The organism is Streptomyces sp. NBC_01296 (assembly GCF_035984415.1).
Classification (GTDB): domain Bacteria; phylum Actinomycetota; class Actinomycetes; order Streptomycetales; family Streptomycetaceae; genus Streptomyces.
Window position 1 is genome coordinate 3218929 of sequence record NZ_CP130720.1, and the last position, 14349, is coordinate 3233277.

The 14349-nt window shown below is 72.0% G+C and carries 16 protein-coding genes; 9 read left to right on the top strand and 7 right to left on the bottom strand.

Annotated elements, in window-relative coordinates; genetic code table 11:
• Window positions 1–164 precede the first annotated feature (164 nt).
• Entirely contained in the window at window positions 165–830 is a 666-nt protein-coding gene (gene snpA / locus OG299_RS14235) for a snapalysin (protein ID WP_266625599.1), read from the top strand.
• Here the strand turns inward: snpA and OG299_RS14240 are convergent.
• From OG299_RS14240 to OG299_RS14255, 4 genes are all read right to left on the bottom strand, one after another.
• A complete protein-coding gene (locus tag OG299_RS14240) occupies window positions 827–1054 on the bottom strand; it encodes a hypothetical protein (RefSeq protein ID WP_327361681.1) in 228 nt (75 codons plus the stop codon). The two genes, snpA and OG299_RS14240, sit on opposite strands and share 4 nt — an antisense overlap.
• A gap of 101 nt (window positions 1055–1155) precedes the next feature.
• On the bottom strand, window positions 1156–1779 hold the full coding sequence (locus tag OG299_RS14245) for a GNAT family N-acetyltransferase (protein ID WP_266625601.1): 624 nt from the start codon (window positions 1777–1779) through the stop codon (window positions 1156–1158).
• A 173-nt stretch (window positions 1780–1952) separates the two neighbouring features.
• A complete protein-coding gene (locus OG299_RS14250; protein ID WP_266625603.1) occupies window positions 1953–3005 on the bottom strand; it encodes a family 2 encapsulin nanocompartment cargo protein polyprenyl transferase in 1053 nt (350 codons plus the stop codon).
• A gap of 42 nt (window positions 3006–3047) precedes the next feature.
• Window positions 3048–4454, bottom strand: a complete 1407-nt coding sequence (locus OG299_RS14255; RefSeq protein ID WP_327361682.1) for a family 2B encapsulin nanocompartment shell protein — start codon at window positions 4452–4454, stop codon at window positions 3048–3050.
• Between the two features lie 235 nt (window positions 4455–4689).
• Here OG299_RS14255 and OG299_RS14260 point away from each other — a divergent pair, with 235 nt between their 5' ends.
• From OG299_RS14260 to OG299_RS14275, 4 genes are all read left to right on the top strand, one after another.
• Window positions 4690–5145, top strand: a complete 456-nt coding sequence (locus tag OG299_RS14260; protein ID WP_327361683.1) for an RrF2 family transcriptional regulator — start codon at window positions 4690–4692, stop codon at window positions 5143–5145.
• 121 nt (window positions 5146–5266) lie between these two features.
• Entirely contained in the window at window positions 5267–6463 is a 1197-nt protein-coding gene (locus OG299_RS14265; RefSeq protein WP_327361684.1) for a globin domain-containing protein, read from the top strand.
• A 152-nt stretch (window positions 6464–6615) separates the two neighbouring features.
• Window positions 6616–7206, top strand: a complete 591-nt coding sequence (locus OG299_RS14270; protein WP_266625611.1) for a peptidoglycan recognition protein family protein — start codon at window positions 6616–6618, stop codon at window positions 7204–7206.
• Window positions 7207–7304: 98 nt separating this feature from the next.
• The gene (locus tag OG299_RS14275) at window positions 7305–8213 is read left to right on the top strand and encodes a 1-aminocyclopropane-1-carboxylate deaminase/D-cysteine desulfhydrase (protein WP_327361685.1); all 909 of its coding nucleotides are present in this window, start codon (window positions 7305–7307) and stop codon (window positions 8211–8213) included.
• Here the strand turns inward: OG299_RS14275 and OG299_RS14280 are convergent.
• Together OG299_RS14280 and OG299_RS14285 are read right to left on the bottom strand one after the other, a co-directional pair.
• Window positions 8197–8988, bottom strand: coding sequence for a hypothetical protein (locus OG299_RS14280; protein WP_327361686.1), 792 nt, complete (start codon window positions 8986–8988; stop codon window positions 8197–8199). The two genes, OG299_RS14275 and OG299_RS14280, sit on opposite strands and share 17 nt — an antisense overlap.
• A 75-nt stretch (window positions 8989–9063) precedes the next feature.
• Window positions 9064–10641, bottom strand: a complete 1578-nt coding sequence (locus OG299_RS14285) for a Na+/H+ antiporter (protein WP_327361687.1) — start codon at window positions 10639–10641, stop codon at window positions 9064–9066.
• Between the two features lie 76 nt (window positions 10642–10717).
• On the opposite strand from OG299_RS14285, the gene OG299_RS14290 reads away from it, so the two are divergent.
• The 3 genes from OG299_RS14290 to OG299_RS14300 all read left to right on the top strand — a co-directional run bounded on the left by OG299_RS14290 (window position 10718) and on the right by OG299_RS14300 (window position 12627).
• Complete coding sequence (locus OG299_RS14290) at window positions 10718–10978, top strand: UBP-type zinc finger domain-containing protein (protein ID WP_266625619.1); 261 nt, start codon at window positions 10718–10720, stop codon at window positions 10976–10978.
• A 204-nt stretch (window positions 10979–11182) separates the two neighbouring features.
• Window positions 11183–11596 (top strand): ATP-binding protein, encoded by a 414-nt coding sequence (locus OG299_RS14295; protein ID WP_030291315.1) that lies wholly within the window; start codon window positions 11183–11185, stop codon window positions 11594–11596.
• A gap of 11 nt (window positions 11597–11607) precedes the next feature.
• On the top strand, window positions 11608–12627 hold the full coding sequence (locus tag OG299_RS14300; RefSeq protein ID WP_442817588.1) for an RNA polymerase sigma factor SigF: 1020 nt from the start codon (window positions 11608–11610) through the stop codon (window positions 12625–12627).
• A 4-nt stretch (window positions 12628–12631) separates the two neighbouring features.
• Here the strand turns inward: OG299_RS14300 and OG299_RS14305 are convergent, their stop codons facing one another.
• On the bottom strand, window positions 12632–13069 hold the full coding sequence (locus OG299_RS14305; RefSeq protein ID WP_266625625.1) for a hypothetical protein: 438 nt from the start codon (window positions 13067–13069) through the stop codon (window positions 12632–12634).
• A gap of 84 nt (window positions 13070–13153) precedes the next feature.
• Between OG299_RS14305 and OG299_RS14310 the strand changes: the two genes are divergently transcribed.
• Window positions 13154–14119, top strand: coding sequence for a diacylglycerol/lipid kinase family protein (locus OG299_RS14310; protein ID WP_266625627.1), 966 nt, complete (start codon window positions 13154–13156; stop codon window positions 14117–14119).
• Window positions 14120–14349 lie beyond the last annotated feature (230 nt).

A 14349-nucleotide genomic window follows, 5' to 3' on the forward strand; every position in this document is an offset into this window, starting at 1 on the left:
ATACCCCACCGAATCCCGCCATTCTCATGGAAGTTGACCTTCCGAAAACTCCCCGATAGGCCGGCGTTATCGGTGGCTGACATCATCCGCCGGCCGCTCCCGCTCCCGCAGACTCCGGTACCGAACGACCCACCCCCCACCGGTATCGAGTAGGAGCCCCCCACATGCGCCACTCCCGTATGTCCCGAAAGGCCGTACTGGCCACCACCGTCGGCCTCGGCCTCGCGGCCGCCCTCGGCGTGGTCCCCACCGCCAGCGCCGCCCCCGCCCCCGTCGGCAATGCCGCCAGCTACGCGGCGTACGAGCACTCGCAGGAGAACCAGGACGCCAACCGCGCCTTCTTCGAGGCCGTGCAGCGCTCGGTCGCCGAGCAGCGCGCCGCGAACCCGGCCGTCCTCGCGGTGACCGTCACGTACAACACGCGCAACGCGCCCAGCTTCCGCAGCCAGATATCCCGCTCCACGCAGATATGGAACAGCTCGGTCTCGAACGTGAAGCTGCAGGAGGTCTCCTCCGGCGGGAACTTCTCGTACTACGAGGGCAACGACTCGCGCGGTTCGTACGCGAGCACGGACGGCCACGGCCGGGGCTACATCTTCCTCGACTACCAGCAGAACCAGCAGTACAACTCCACCCGGGTGACCGCGCACGAGACCGGCCACGTGCTGGGTCTGCCGGACCACTACTCGGGCCCCTGCTCCGAGCTGATGTCGGGCGGCGGCCCGGGCACCTCGTGCCAGAACCCCAACCCGAACAGCGCGGAGCGCTCGCGCGTGGACCAGCTGTGGCGCAACGGGCTGGCCGCGTCGGGGCTGGGCACCAAGAGCTAGGGGAGCTTCCCCACCTCGGGTACGTACTCCGCGCAGTCCGGGTTCCGGCAGGGACCCGGAACCCACTCCGGAATGAAGATCCCCAACGCCTTGCGCCGCCGGACGACGGTGTCGACGGGGCGCCCGCAGACCGGGCACGCGAGCTGTTCGTGCGCGGTCTGCGGGGCCACGGCCTCCGGATGCGGGTGGCGCCGATCATGCTGTTTGTGCTGTTCGCCGGCCATACCTCCACGGTAGGCCGGTTCTGCGCGTTCGGCCGGTTCCGGCGCTTGCGGGCGCAGACCCGAGGTCGGACTCCCCGGGCAGAGCACTGCGCATGCAGTGGTCAGTCCGTACGGGATGACGTCGTCCCCTGCGGCTTGCGCCACATCGGCCACATCAGCGGCCCCTCCGGCAGCTGCACCGCCCCGCCCGTGAACTCCCAGCCGAGCCGCTCGTACAGCCCCTTGCTGCGCTCGCTGCTCGCCTCCAGGTACGCCGGCACGCCCTCGCGGTCGCAGCGCTCGAGCACCGGCCGCATCAGCTCGGTCCCGAGCCCCTCGCCCTGTCGGCCCGGGGCGACCGCGATCATCAGCAGGTACTCGTGCTCCTCGGCGGTCGGGTGCACCGCGCCCGTCAGCCTGCCGACCAGCTCGCACCGTTCGTTGTCGGGGTCGGCGACCTCGCGCATCCTCGCCGGGACCTCGTCCTCGGCGGCTTCCCCCTCCGGATCCCCGGCCGGGATCCGCAGCCACAGCGCCGCCGCCGAGCCGTCCACCGCGTAGTCGATCCGGCCCTCTGCCAGCGCCACGTCCACGAAGACGCCCAGGAACTTCCCGTGCACCGCGGCCCGGTGCTCCGGGTCCGGGAAGACCCAGCTGCTCACCGGGTCGGTGCGGAAGGCCTCGTCGAGCAGCCGCGCCACCGCGTCCCGGTCCGACTGATCCGCCTGACGTATCTCCAGCGCCACTGGTCACACCCTTCGCTCACGTTTCAACTGCCGCGGGCGATCCTAGAGTTGGCGCCGAAGCAGCGGAAAGCCCCGTTCCGGCACGATGCAGTGCCGGAACAGGGCTTGCGCACGGGGCTCGGGTGGGCAGCCCGCGTACGGGACCCGGCCGCGGCCTTCTGCGCGCTACGGGCTCACCGGGTCCGCCGGGTGACGAACTCCGCCAGCGCCAGCAGCCCGCCCGCCGCTCCCAGGTCCGGCACGGCGCGGGACAGCAGCTGCACCGCCCGGCCCATCCGGTCCGCGGCATGGGCCTGCGCCCAGTCGCGCCCGCCGGCCCGGTCCACCGCGTCGGCGGCCTTGCGTACGTCGTCCTCGGCCATGGGACCCGCGTACAGGGCCGCCAGCTGCTCGCCGGCCGCGGTGCCCGAGGTGAGGGCGGCCACGACCGGGAGGGACTTCTTGCGCGCGATCAGATCGGCCCCGGCGGGTTTGCCGGTGTGCCCCGGGTCCCCCCAGATGCCGATCAGGTCGTCGATCAGCTGGAAGGCCAGCCCGGCCTCCCGCCCGAAGGCGTCCATCGCGTCGACCTCGTCCGGCCCGGCGCCGGCGTAGAGCGCGCCGAGCGCACAGGCGCAGCCCAGCAGGGCCCCGGTCTTGGCCGTCGCCATGGTCAGGCACTCGTCGAGCGAGACGTACGCGCGCTGCTCGAAGGCGCAGTCCGCCTGCTGGCCGGCGCACAGCTCGATGACGCAGGTCGCGAGCCGCGCCGAGGCCTGCGCCGAGGCGGGGTGCGGATCCTCCGCGAGCAGCCGCAGCGCGAGCGCCATCATGGCGTCGCCGGTGATGATCGCGTCCGGTATCCCGAAGACGGTCCAGGCGGTGGGCCGGCCCCGGCGCTTCGTGTCCTTGTCGATGACGTCGTCGTGCAGCAGCGTGAAGTTGTGCGCGAGCTCCACGGCCACCGCGGCCCGTACCGCGCCTTCGGCCGTCTTGGCGTCCGGGCCCCGCAGGGCCTGGGCGGCGGCGAGCACGAGGGCGGGGCGGATGGCCTTGCCCGCGTTGCCCGCGGCCGGGGTGCCGTCCGCGTGCTCCCAGCCGAAGTGGTACATCGCCACGCGCCGCATCGACCCCGGGAGGTTCCCGACGGTGCGGCGCAGTTCCGGGTTGACCGTTTCTCTTGTCCGCTCCAGCAGGGCCGCGGCCTCCTGCCCCTCGCCGGTCGTGATCGCCTCAGTGGTGCCCATGGCGTGTCCCCCGATCCCGCGTCGTCGTGCTCGGCCGGCCGCTCAGCGCCAGCGGGCGATCTCGACGTTCTCCAGGATGCCGAGCGCGTCCGGCACGAGCACCGCGGCCGAGAAGTAGGCGGTGACCAGGTACGAGATGATCGCCTGCTCGCTGATGCCCATGAAGCGCACCGACATGCTCGGCTCGATCTCGTCCGGGATCCCCGGCTGGTGGAGGCCGATGACGCCGGACTCGTCCTCGCCGGTGCGCATGCAGAGGATGGAGGTGGTGCGGGCGTCGCTGATCGGGATCTTGTTGGAGGGGAAGATCGGCACCCCGCGCCAGGACGGCACCCGGTGCCCGTCGATGTCGATCGTCTCCGGGTACAGGCCGCGCTTGTTGCACTCTCGGCCGAAGGCGGCGATGGCCTTGGGGTGGGCGAGGAACAGTTTGGAGCCGCGCCGCATGCTGAGCAGCTGGTCCATGTCGTCGGGGCTGGGCCCGCCGTCGTGCGGCTGGATGCGCTGGTCGTAGTCGGCGTTGTGGAGCAGTCCGAAGTCGCGGTTGTTGAGCATCTCGTGCTCCTGGCGCTCGCGCAGCGCTTCGACCGTGAGCCGCAACTGCTGCTCGGTCTGGTTCATCGGCTGGTTGTAGAGGTCGGCGACGCGCGTGTGCACCCGCAGGACCGTTTGTGCAATGGAGAGTTCGTACTCGCGCGGCTTGGCCTCGTAGTCCACGAAGGTGCCGGGGAGGACGGCCTCGCCCCGGTGGCCGGCGGAGAGGTCGATCGCGGCCTCGCCGTACTTGTTGGTGCGCTGGGCCGGCAGGGACCGCTGGGCCTCCACGTGCGCGCGCAGCGAGTCGACCCGGTCGGCGAGGAGCAGGAAGTCCTGCCGGGACAGGACGAGCGCGGTGCCGGAGGTGACGGCGCGGGCGGTGTACTCCCAGATCGCCTCCTCGTCGACGAGGGAGTCCTCGCCGAAGTAGGCGCCGTCCGCGACGGTCCGCAGGACCGCGTCCTCGCCGTAGGGGCCGGGGCCGACCTGGTCGATGCGTCCATGGGCGAGCAGGAACACCTGGTCGGAGGTGCTCCCGAAGGAGGTCAGCTCCTGGCCGGCCTCGAAGTCGACCTGCCGGCACCGCTGGGCGAGCTCGGAGAGCACGTCCAGGTCCTCGTAGGTGCGCAGCAGCGGGAGCTCGCCGAGCTCGGCCGGGATGACCTGGACCTGGGTCCCGGTCTTGATGAACTCCACGCGTCCGTCGCCGACCGAGTAGCTCAGCCGCCGGTTCACCCGGTACGTGCCGCCCTGGACGGACACCCACGGGAGCATCTTCAGGAGCCACCGCGAGGTGATCTCCTGCATCTGCGGCGCGGACTTGGTCGTGGTTGCCAAGTTCCGCGCGGCCGATGTCGCAAGACTCCGCTGCGGTGTCTGGACCTCGGGTTCGGAACCTGCCTGGACCGACATGTGTTTCCCTTTCGATCACTCCATGGATCTGCGGGATGCAGCCTTCCAGTACGGAACGTGGTGGGACCATTACACAAAAGGGTGGGACTACTCCGTCAGGGCGTGGGCACCCTTTGGAGTTCACCTCCTTCACTCGAGGCCTCTCCCATCCCACTGGTTCCGGCCATCCGGCCCCTCGGGCCCGTCGGCGGCCCCTTAATTTGCATACAAGATGCGAGTTTTCTAGGGTGGGGCCATGCGGCTGACCCGATTCACCGACCTGGCGCTGCGCGTGCTGATGCGCCTGGCGGTCGCGCAGGCGGACCTCCCGACCACGCGCGACGTGGCGGCGACCATGGAGGTCCCGTACACGCACACGGCGAAAGTGGTCGCCAGGCTGCAGCACCTCGGCCTGGTCGAGGCGCGGCGCGGCCGCGGCGGCGGGCTCACCCTGACCGCCGCCGGGCGGGCCGCTTCGGTGGGCGGGGTGGTCCGCGAGCTGGAGGGTGCGGGCGACGTCGTGGACTGCGACGGCACCACCCCCTGCCCGTTGCGCGGCGCCTGCGTCCTGCGGGGCGCGCTACGCCGGGCCCAGGAGGCCTTCTTCGCCGCACTGGACCCGCTGACGGTGAACGACCTGGTCGAGGCGCCCACCGGCCCCCTGCTGCTGGGCATTGCGGGCGGCCCGCCGGGGCGGACCGAAACGCTCTGACCCCGAGGCCGGATGGCCGGTTCACGCTGCGGGCCGCCAACGGCCCGAACGGGTGTACCCGCACCCAAAAATACGCATCTCACATGCCAATTCACCGAGAACGACCGACGAGGAGCTCCGGATGCTGTCCGCGAAGTCGACCGAGACCGTACGTGCCACCCTGCCCGCTGTCGGCGCGGCCATCGGAGACATCGCGGAGCTCTTCTACACGAAGCTGTTCGCGGCCCACCCGGAGCTGCTGCGCGACCTGTTCAACCGCGGCAACCAGAACGCCGGCCTCCAGAAGCAGGCCCTCGCCGGCTCCGTCGCCGCCTTCGCGACCCATCTCGTCGCCCACCCGGACACCCGCCCCGACGTGATGCTGCACCGCATCGCGCACAAGCACGCCTCCCTCGGCGTCACCCGCGATCAGTACCCGGTCGTCCACCGCCACCTCTTCGCGGCGATCGCCGAGGTCCTCGGCGAAGCGGTCACCCCCGAGGTGGCCGAGGCCTGGGACGAGGTCTACTGGCTGATGGCCAACGCCCTGATCGCCATCGAGGAGCGGCTCCACGCCGAGCAGCAGGTCATCGCCGGCGACGTCTGGCGCACCTGGACGGTCGCCGCCCGCGTCGAGGAGACCGCCGACTGCACCACCTTCCACCTGACCCCGGCGGACGGCTCCCCGGCCCCCTCCTTCAAACCCGGCCAGTACGTCTCGGTCCAGGTCGAACTGGCCGACGGGGCCCGCCAGATACGCCAGTACAGCCTCTCCGGCGCCCCCGGCGCCCCGGTCCGCTCGATCACCGTCAAGCGGGTCCACGGCCCGGCGGCCGCGGGCCCCGACGGCGAGGTCTCGAACCACCTCCACGCCCGCATCGCGACCGGCGACACCCTGCACGTCTCGGCCCCGTACGGCGACCTGGTCCTGCGCGACTCCGCGGCCCCGGTCCTGCTCGCCTCGGCCGGGATCGGCTGCACCCCGATGCTGTCGATGCTGGCGCACCTCGCCGACACCGGCCACGCCGCCCCGGTGACCGTCCTGCACGCCGACCGCTCCCCCGCCGACCACGCGCTGCGCGGCGACCACCGGGCGCTGACGCACAAGCTGCCCGACGCCTCGGCCCGCTTCTGGTACGAGGCCGACGCCGAGCCGGGCGACGGCGAGGGCCGCCTCGACCTGTCGGACGTCCCGGTGGCCCCCGGCACCACGGCGTACCTGTGCGGGCCGCTCCCCTTCATGCGGGCCGTACGTGCGCAGCTGCTGGCCAAGGGGGTCCCCGCAGCAGATGTCCACTACGAGGTGTTCGGCCCGGACCTGTGGCTGGCGTCCGTGTAACTCCCGTGGCAGGTGGGCCGGTCGGGACGAGTGTCCGGATCGGCTCGCTCACTGTACGAAGGCACTAGCCCGGAGGAGCCGCCTCCACTACACCGGAGAGCAACGAGGTGGACACATAAAGTGACCATCGTGCACCCGGAGAGGAGGCGGCCATGTCCGCACCCATGTCCGCGGACCGGTTCATCGGCGCACTGCGGAACGAGGGGCTGACCGTCGTCGAGGTCGGCGCCTGGCGCACCCACAACCGCAATCACAAGGGCCCGTGGGGCCCGGTGAACGGGGTGATGATCCACCACACCGTCACGCACGGCACCAAGTTCACCGTCGAGCTCTGCCGCGACGGCGACGAAGCCCTCCCCGGCCCGCTCTGCCACGGCGTGATCACCAAGGACGGCCGGGTCCACCTGGTCGGCTACGGCCGCGCCAACCACGCGGGGCTCGGCGACTCCGACGTCCTGGCGGCAGTCATCGCCGAGAAGCGGCTCCCGCCGGACCGCCACGCGGACACCGACGGCAACCGGCACTTCTACGGCTTCGAGTGCGAGAACCTCGGCGACGGCGACGACCCCTGGCCGGAGGTCCAACTCGACGCCATGGCCCGCGCGGCGGCAGCCGTCTGCCGGGTCCACGGCTGGACCGAACGCTCGGTGATCGGCCACCTCGAATGGCAGCCCGGCAAACCCGACCCGAGGGGCTTCACGATGGCCGCGTTCCGCGCCCGCGTCGGCGAACACCTGAAATAGCCGCCCCCCCGACCGACACCCCGTCGCCCCTGCCCGCGCCCGGCGGGCAGGAAGCCGCCGGTCCGCCCGTGGACCGGCGGGCGGCGGACAATGGGTGGGTGAACCGCTCCCCCGACCCCGCCGCCGTCCTGCAGCCCCGGCCGCCCTCGCCGCTGCTGGAGGTGCGTGACGAGCGGTTCGGGCAGTACGGGGTACGGCTGCTGCTGAAGCGGGACGACCTCGTGCATCCCGAGCTGCCCGGCAACAAGTGGCGCAAGCTCGCGCCGAATCTGCGGGCCGCCGTCGAGGGGGGCTTCCCCTGCGTGGTGACCTTCGGCGGGGCCTACTCGAACCACCTGCGGGCCACCGCGGCGGCCGGGCGGCTGCTCGGGATGCCGACCGTCGGGATCGTCCGCGGGGACGAGCTCGCCGGCCGGCCCCTCAACGACTCCCTGGCCCGGTGCGCGGCGGACGGGATGCGGCTGCACTTCGTCACGCGCTCGGAGTACCGCCGCAAGGCCGAGCCCGAGGCGCTGGCCCGGGTACTGGCGGGGGCCGGCGCGACCGGCTCGTACGTCGTCCCCGAGGGCGGCAGCAACGCCCTCGCCCTGCAGGGGTGCGCGGAGCTCGGGCGGGAGCTGCGCGGCATGTCCGACGTGGTCGCGGTGGCCTGCGGTACGGGCGGCACCCTGGCCGGCCTGGCGGCGGGCCTGGCCCCCGGCCAGCGGGCGCTGGGCGTCCCCGTCCTGGCGGGTGAGTTCCTGGGGGCGGAGATACGTTCCCTCCAGCAGGCGGCCTTCGGGGGCCCGGCCGGGCTCTGGAGCCTGGCGGAGGGCTTCCACCACGGCGGCTACGCCCGCGTCCCCGCGGTACTGGACGAGTTCGCCGCCGAGTTCGAGGAGCGGCACGGGTTTGCGGTGGAGCGGATCTACGTGGCCAAGCTGCTGTGGGCCCTCGCGGCCCTCACGGAGTCGGGCGCCTTCCCGCCGGGCACGACCCTGACCGCCGTCGTCACCGGCCGCCCGTGACCGGGGAGGTGCGGCGCCAGTACGAGCGGGTGGCCGCCATCAGGGCCACTCCGTAGCCTGCGAAGGCCGCATAGCCGATCCACCCCACCGCCAGGACCTCGCCCCGGGAGGCGAAATCCCCCTCGGGCAGCGGCACCGCGCCCAGTTGGGCCGGCACCAGGTACGCCAGCCCCAGCAGGCCGTACGGCACCAGCGTGCCCACGCCGATCAGCGCCGGCGTCAGCGGCAGCCACCGCGGCAGGCGCAGCCCCCACGGCCGGATCAGGCAGAAGAGGAGCAGGATCCCGGCGAAGGCCATCAGGGCCGTGGGGTCCAGACCCCACCGCTCCAGGGTGAGCCACAGCCCCGACGCCCCGTTCCGCTCGGAGGCCGCCAGCACCTGCGCCCCCTCGATCCCCGCGAACGTGCCGCCGAGCGCCCAGTTCAGCTTCATCACGATGTACGGCAGGAAGCACAGCACCCCGACGTACGGGATCCACCGCCCCGGCGGTCCCGGGGCCGCGGGCGCCGCGGCCCGCCCCCGGCCCGCGGCAGCGCCGAGCGCCACCGCCCCCGCCAGGCCCAGCGCATGCAGCACCGCCCCGGGCCGGCTGTCCACCCCCTGCCCGAACAGCAGCGCGATCAGGTCCATCAGCAGCGTGCATCCCGCGGCCGCGGACAGGCCGCAGGCCGCCCACAGCAGCCCGCGCCGCCGCCCGGGCAGCCCCACCGCAGCCACCGCCACCGCCACCGCCGCGGCCAGGCAGCCGGCGGCCGCCGTATCCATCAGTGTCATGCCCCGAGCCTCGCCGCGGCCCGCGCCCCCGCGCGTCCGCCCGCCGGGCGATCCCGCTCCCCCGTCAGAGGGGGATCAGGCCGCCTCCTCGCGGTAGGCCGCCGCCTCCTCCAGGTCCAGTCTGCGGAGCAGGCCCCGCAGCATCTCGTCGTCGATCCGGCGGTGGTCCCGCAGGGTCACGAACACCTCGCGCTCGGCCGCGATCATCTCCCGCGCGAGACGCCGGTAGACGTCGTCCGCCGATTCGCCGGTGACCGGGTTGACCTCCCCCAGCCGCTCCCACACCGCGTTGCGCCGCCGTTCCATGACCGTACGGAGCCGCTCCGCCAGCGGCGGCGGCAGCGCGTTCTCCGGCTCGGCCAGCAACTCCGTCAGCCGGTCCTCCGCCGACCGCGAGGCCTCGCTCTGGGCCTGCGCCTCCGCCAGCGTCTCCGCGTGCAGGTCCCGCGGCGGCAGCCGCAGCAGCCGGATCAGCGGCGGCAGCGTCAGGCCCTGCACCACCAGCGTGCCGATCACCGTCGTGAAGGTCAGGAAGAGGATCAGGTTCCGGTGCGGCACGCTGATCGGGACCGAGAAGGCGATCGCCAGCGAGACCACCCCCCGCATTCCGGCCCAGCCCACGATCACCGGCGCCTTCCAGGTGGTGTCCGGCTCCCGGTTGCGGATCCGCTCCGACAGCCGCGGCACGAACGTCGCCGGGAACACCCACACGAAGCGGGCCACCACCACCGCCAGGAACACCGCCAGCGCGTACCAGGCCGCGTCCCAGCCCGCGTACTCCTCGAGCCCCTGCAGGACCACCGGCAGCTGGAGGCCGATCAGCGCGAAGACCACCGACTCGAGGATGAAGGCGACCATCTTCCACACCGCCTCCTCCTGGAGCCGGGTCGCGAAGTCGACCTGCCAGTTGCGGTGCCCGAGGTACAGCGCCACCACGACCACCGCGAGCACGCCCGAGGCGTGCACCCGCTCGGCCGCCGCGTACGCGACGAACGGGATCAGCAGCGACAGCGTGTTCTGGAGCAGCGGCTCCCGCAGCCGCTTGCGCAGGTGGTGGATCGGCACCATCAGCACCAGGCCCACCCCGACACCCCCCACCGAGGCCAGCAGGAACTCCGCGATCCCGCCCGCCCAGCCGGCGCTCACCCCGACCGCCGCGGCCAGCGCCACCTTGTACGCGGTGATCGCGGTGGCGTCGTTCACCAGGGACTCGCCCTGCAGGATGGTCGTGATCCGGTTCGGCAGCCCGAGCTTGCGGGCGATCGCCGTCGCGGCCACGGCGTCGGGCGGCGCGATCACCGCGCCCAGCACCAGCGCCACCGGCAGCGACAGCCCCGGTACCACCAGGTACGCCGCGTACCCGACGGCGAGCGTCGCGAAGAGCACGTACCCGACCGACAGCAGTGCGACGGGCCGTACGTTCGCCCGCAGATCCAGGTACGAGCTGTCCACGGCGGCCGTGTACAGCAGCGGCGGGAGCAGCAGCGGCAGCACGATGTGCGGGTCGAGGGCGTACGAGGGCACGCCCGGGATGTAAGCGGCCATCAGCCCGGCGGCGACCAGCAGCAGGGGCGCGGGCACCCGGGTCCAGCGGGCGGCCCCGGCTACGATCGCGCTGCCCGCCACCAGCGCCACCAGCGGCACTACCTCCATCGAAGATCCACCCTCGCTCGTCGTCGCTGACCGGCATGTCGTCCTGCGGCGCCCGCTCGTCAGTACGCTGGCCATCATGAGCGAGTGCACCCACGTTGCCGAACTGCCGCGCCCCGAGCCTGTCCCGAGTGCCCTGACCTGCCTTGAATGTCAGGTGCTCGGCAGCCATCCGGTGCAGTTGCGCATGTGCCTGGGGTGCGGGCACGTGGCGTGCTGCGATTCCTCCCCGCACCGGCACGCCACGGCGCACTATCAGAGCACCGGCCATCCGGTCATGCGAAGCTACGAGCCGGGCGAGACGTGGCGGTGGTGTTTTGTCGACGGTTCGATCGTCTGAACCGGGGTAGGTCAACCCTCCGCCGGTTCCCCTGATTTGGGCCCGCAGACCCCTAGCCACTGTGCGTACCCATGGGCTTACCATCAGTCACTGGCCGTCGGCAGGGGTGTCTGGAACGGGCGTCATCAGGGGTGCCGCGACACGATCGCCCGGATCGCGGTAGCGTCACCGGCGAACAGAGCTCGTACCACCTTGGAGGTGAGGGTGTCCCAGATCGCAGGCGAGCCCGGGACCCAGGACTTCGTGGAAGTCCGGCTGCCCGCTGCGGGTGCCTACCTGTCGGTGCTGCGAACGGCCACGGCCGGTCTCGCGGCACGTTTGGACTTCACCCTCGACGAGATCGAGGACCTCCGCATCGCGGTGGACGAGGCCTGCGCGATCCTGCTCCAGCAGGCCGTGCCGGGCTCCGTCCTCAGCTGCGTGTTCCGGCTGGTCGACGACTCGCTCGAGGTGACCGTCTCGGCGCCGACCACGGACGGGCGTGCGCCCGAGCGCGACACGTTCGCCTGGACCGTCCTGTCGGCACTGGCCGGCAAGGTCGAGTCCACCGTCGAGGAGGACAAGACGGTGAGCATCAGCCTCTACAAACAGCGCGGCGCGGGTCCAGGCCCGGCGTGAGCGGCGGGGAGATCCCGGTGCGGGGCGGGGATCGGCCCCGGGTACGGCACGAGGTCGACGGCGGCATCCCGGAGCAGCAGCACGCCCGGCCGCACCCGGCTGACGCGGATGCGGAAGACGGCTTTTTGGACTCGGCGGAGCGACGGGCGGGCCCTATGAGCGAGAACCAGCACGAAGAACCACAATCCTCACAGCCACCCGGGGCCGCTGCCACGGCCCCGGAACCGGTCCCGGTGTCGGCACCGGTGCTGCCGGTGTCCACGGCGCTGCCCGATCCGCGCGACCGCAGCGGGGCGCGGGCCCTGTTCATCGAGCTGCGGGCGCTGCCCGACGGCTCGGCGGAGAAGGCGGAGCTGCGCAACCGGCTCGTGCGGATGCACCTGCCGCTGGTCGAGCACCTCGCCCGGCGGTTCCGCAACCGCGGTGAACCGCTCGACGACCTGACGCAGGTCGCCACGATCGGGCTGATCAAGTCGGTGGACCGGTTCGACCCGGACCGCGGGGTCGAGTTCTCCACGTACGCGACGCCCACCGTGGTCGGCGAGATCAAGCGGCACTTCCGCGACAAGGGCTGGGCCGTGCGCGTGCCGCGGCGCCTGCAGGAGCTGCGGCTCTCGCTGACCACGGCCACGGCGGAACTGTCCCAGCAGCACGGCCGCTCCCCCACGGTCCACGAGCTCGCCGAACGGCTCGGGATCTCCGAGGAGGAGGTGCTGGAGGGGCTGGAATCGGCCAATGCCTACAGCACGCTCTCCCTCGACGTCCCGGACACCGACGACGAATCGCCGGCCGTCGCGGACACGCTGGGCGCGGAGGACGAGGCGCTGGAGGGCGTCGAGTACCGCGAGTCGCTCAAGCCGCTGCTGGAGGGGCTGCCTCCGCGGGAGAAGCGGATCCTGCTGCTGCGGTTCTTCGGCAACATGACCCAGTCGCAGATCGCGCAGGAGGTCGGCATCTCGCAGATGCACGTCTCCCGCCTGCTGGCCCGCACCCTGGCCCAGCTGCGCGAGAAGCTCCTGGTCGAGGAGTAGGAGGTTATCGGGTCCGCTCGCCGGGCCCGATTCCCAGTGCCTCGGTCGCCGTCGGGTTCACCAGCAGGACCACGACGGCCACCGCGGCCACGGCCAGCGCCACGGCGGCGGCGATCATCGCCCCGCCCGTGGAGTACAGGGTCCACGCCACCGGCAGTGCCATCAGCTGGGTGATCAGCGCGGGCCCGCGGCTCCAGCGGCGGCCCAGGCGCAGCCCGCGGGCCGCGATCAACGGCAGCGCGGCGAGCACGAGCAGGGTGATCCCGCCGGTCTCGGCCTGCTGCGGGGAGTCGGGGTCGCCGGCGATGCCCACGAACAGCATGTAGACGCCGAGGCCGGCCAGCGCCAGGCCCTCCAGGGCGGTCAGCGCGGCGGCGGCGGTCAACCGTCCGGGCAGCGGGGCGGTCGGCTGGGCCGTGGCGGGGGTGGGCTTCGTACTCACCCCAGCAGGGTAGCCGCGCGCCCGCGCCCCCGGAGGGGACGGGCAGTATGGGCTGCATATGAACGGGTCGGTAGGCTGGCGGTCATGCGTGCACTTCTCGTGGCCAACCCAGCAGCGACGACCACCAGTGCGCGCACGCGCGACGTCCTGACCCATGCCCTGGCCAGCGAGATGAAGCTGGAGGCGGTGACCACCGAGTACCGCGGGCACGCCCGGGACCTGGGCCGCACGGCGACCGAGAACGGCATCGACCTCGTCGTGGCACTCGGCGGCGACGGCACGGTCAACGAGGTGGTCAACGGGCTGCTGCACAACGGGCCGGATCCGGAGCGGCTGCCCCGGCTGGCGGTGGTCCCCGGCGGCTCGACCAATGTGTTCGCCCGCGCGCTCGGGCTGCCCAACGACGCGGTCGAGGCGACCGGCGCCCTGCTGGACGCACTGCGGGAACAGCGCGAGCGGACGGTGGGCCTCGGGCTGGCGGCCGGCACCCCGGGCACGGAGGACGAGTCGGTTCCGGCGCGCTGGTTCACGTTCTGCGCGGGCTTCGGTTTCGACGCGGGGGTGGTGGGCCGGGTCGAGCAGCAGCGGGAGCGCGGCAAGCGTTCGACGCACGCCCTGTACGTACGACAGCTGATGCGTCAGTTCTGGGACGACCCGAACCGGCGCCACGGCACGGTGACGCTGGAGCGCCCCGGCGCGGATCCCGTCACCGGCCTGGCGCTGTCGATAGTCTGCAACACCTCGCCGTGGACGTATCTGGGCAATCGTCCGCTTTACGCCTCTCCGGAGGCGTCGTTCGATACTGCACTTGACGTATTGGCGCTCAACCGTTTGTCAACTCCGGCGGTCGCCCGCTACGCCACACAGCTCCTGACCTCGACTCCTGAGCGCGGTCCGCACGGCAAGCACGCGGTGTCTCTGCACGATCTGACCGACTTCACCTTGCATTCGAAGGTTCCGCTTCCGTTCCAGATGGACGGAGACCACCTCGGTCTGCGCACCAGCGTTCGGTTCACAGGCGTACGCCGTGCACTGCGTGTGATTGTGTGAGTGGAAGGGCCCAAAGTCCTTTCACTCGAACGTTTACACGCCGGTCCACCCTCACGATGTAGGGCTGTGACCTAGTAGACACCGACGAATCAAAAAAAACTTTCCGGAAGGGGTTGTATCCCCGTCCGAGGTTTGCGAATCTCTTCATGGCGATCGGGACAGCCCGCAAAACCCGGCACCCACACAGACCGCCAGAACCCCTCACGAGTCCCTGACTGACCTTCCAGGAA

Excerpts from the sequence above, each read along its gene's own strand:
- snpA (WP_266625599.1), top strand. The coding sequence starts at position 165 with ATGCGCCACTCCCGTATGTCCCGAAAGGCCGTACTGGCCACCACCGTC.
- OG299_RS14240 (WP_327361681.1), bottom strand. The coding sequence starts at position 1,054 with ATGGCCGGCGAACAGCACAAACAGCATGATCGGCGCCACCCGCATCCG.
- OG299_RS14250 (WP_266625603.1), bottom strand. The coding sequence starts at position 3,005 with ATGGGCACCACTGAGGCGATCACGACCGGCGAGGGGCAGGAGGCCGCG.
- OG299_RS14255 (WP_327361682.1), bottom strand. The coding sequence starts at position 4,454 with ATGTCGGTCCAGGCAGGTTCCGAACCCGAGGTCCAGACACCGCAGCGG.
- OG299_RS14260 (WP_327361683.1), top strand. The coding sequence starts at position 4,690 with ATGCGGCTGACCCGATTCACCGACCTGGCGCTGCGCGTGCTGATGCGC.
- OG299_RS14265 (WP_327361684.1), top strand. The coding sequence starts at position 5,267 with ATGCTGTCCGCGAAGTCGACCGAGACCGTACGTGCCACCCTGCCCGCT.
- OG299_RS14270 (WP_266625611.1), top strand. The coding sequence starts at position 6,616 with ATGTCCGCACCCATGTCCGCGGACCGGTTCATCGGCGCACTGCGGAAC.
- OG299_RS14280 (WP_327361686.1), bottom strand. The coding sequence starts at position 8,988 with ATGACACTGATGGATACGGCGGCCGCCGGCTGCCTGGCCGCGGCGGTG.
- OG299_RS14285 (WP_327361687.1), bottom strand. The coding sequence starts at position 10,641 with ATGGAGGTAGTGCCGCTGGTGGCGCTGGTGGCGGGCAGCGCGATCGTA.
- OG299_RS14290 (WP_266625619.1), top strand. The coding sequence starts at position 10,718 with ATGAGCGAGTGCACCCACGTTGCCGAACTGCCGCGCCCCGAGCCTGTC.
- OG299_RS14310 (WP_266625627.1), top strand. The coding sequence starts at position 13,154 with ATGCGTGCACTTCTCGTGGCCAACCCAGCAGCGACGACCACCAGTGCG.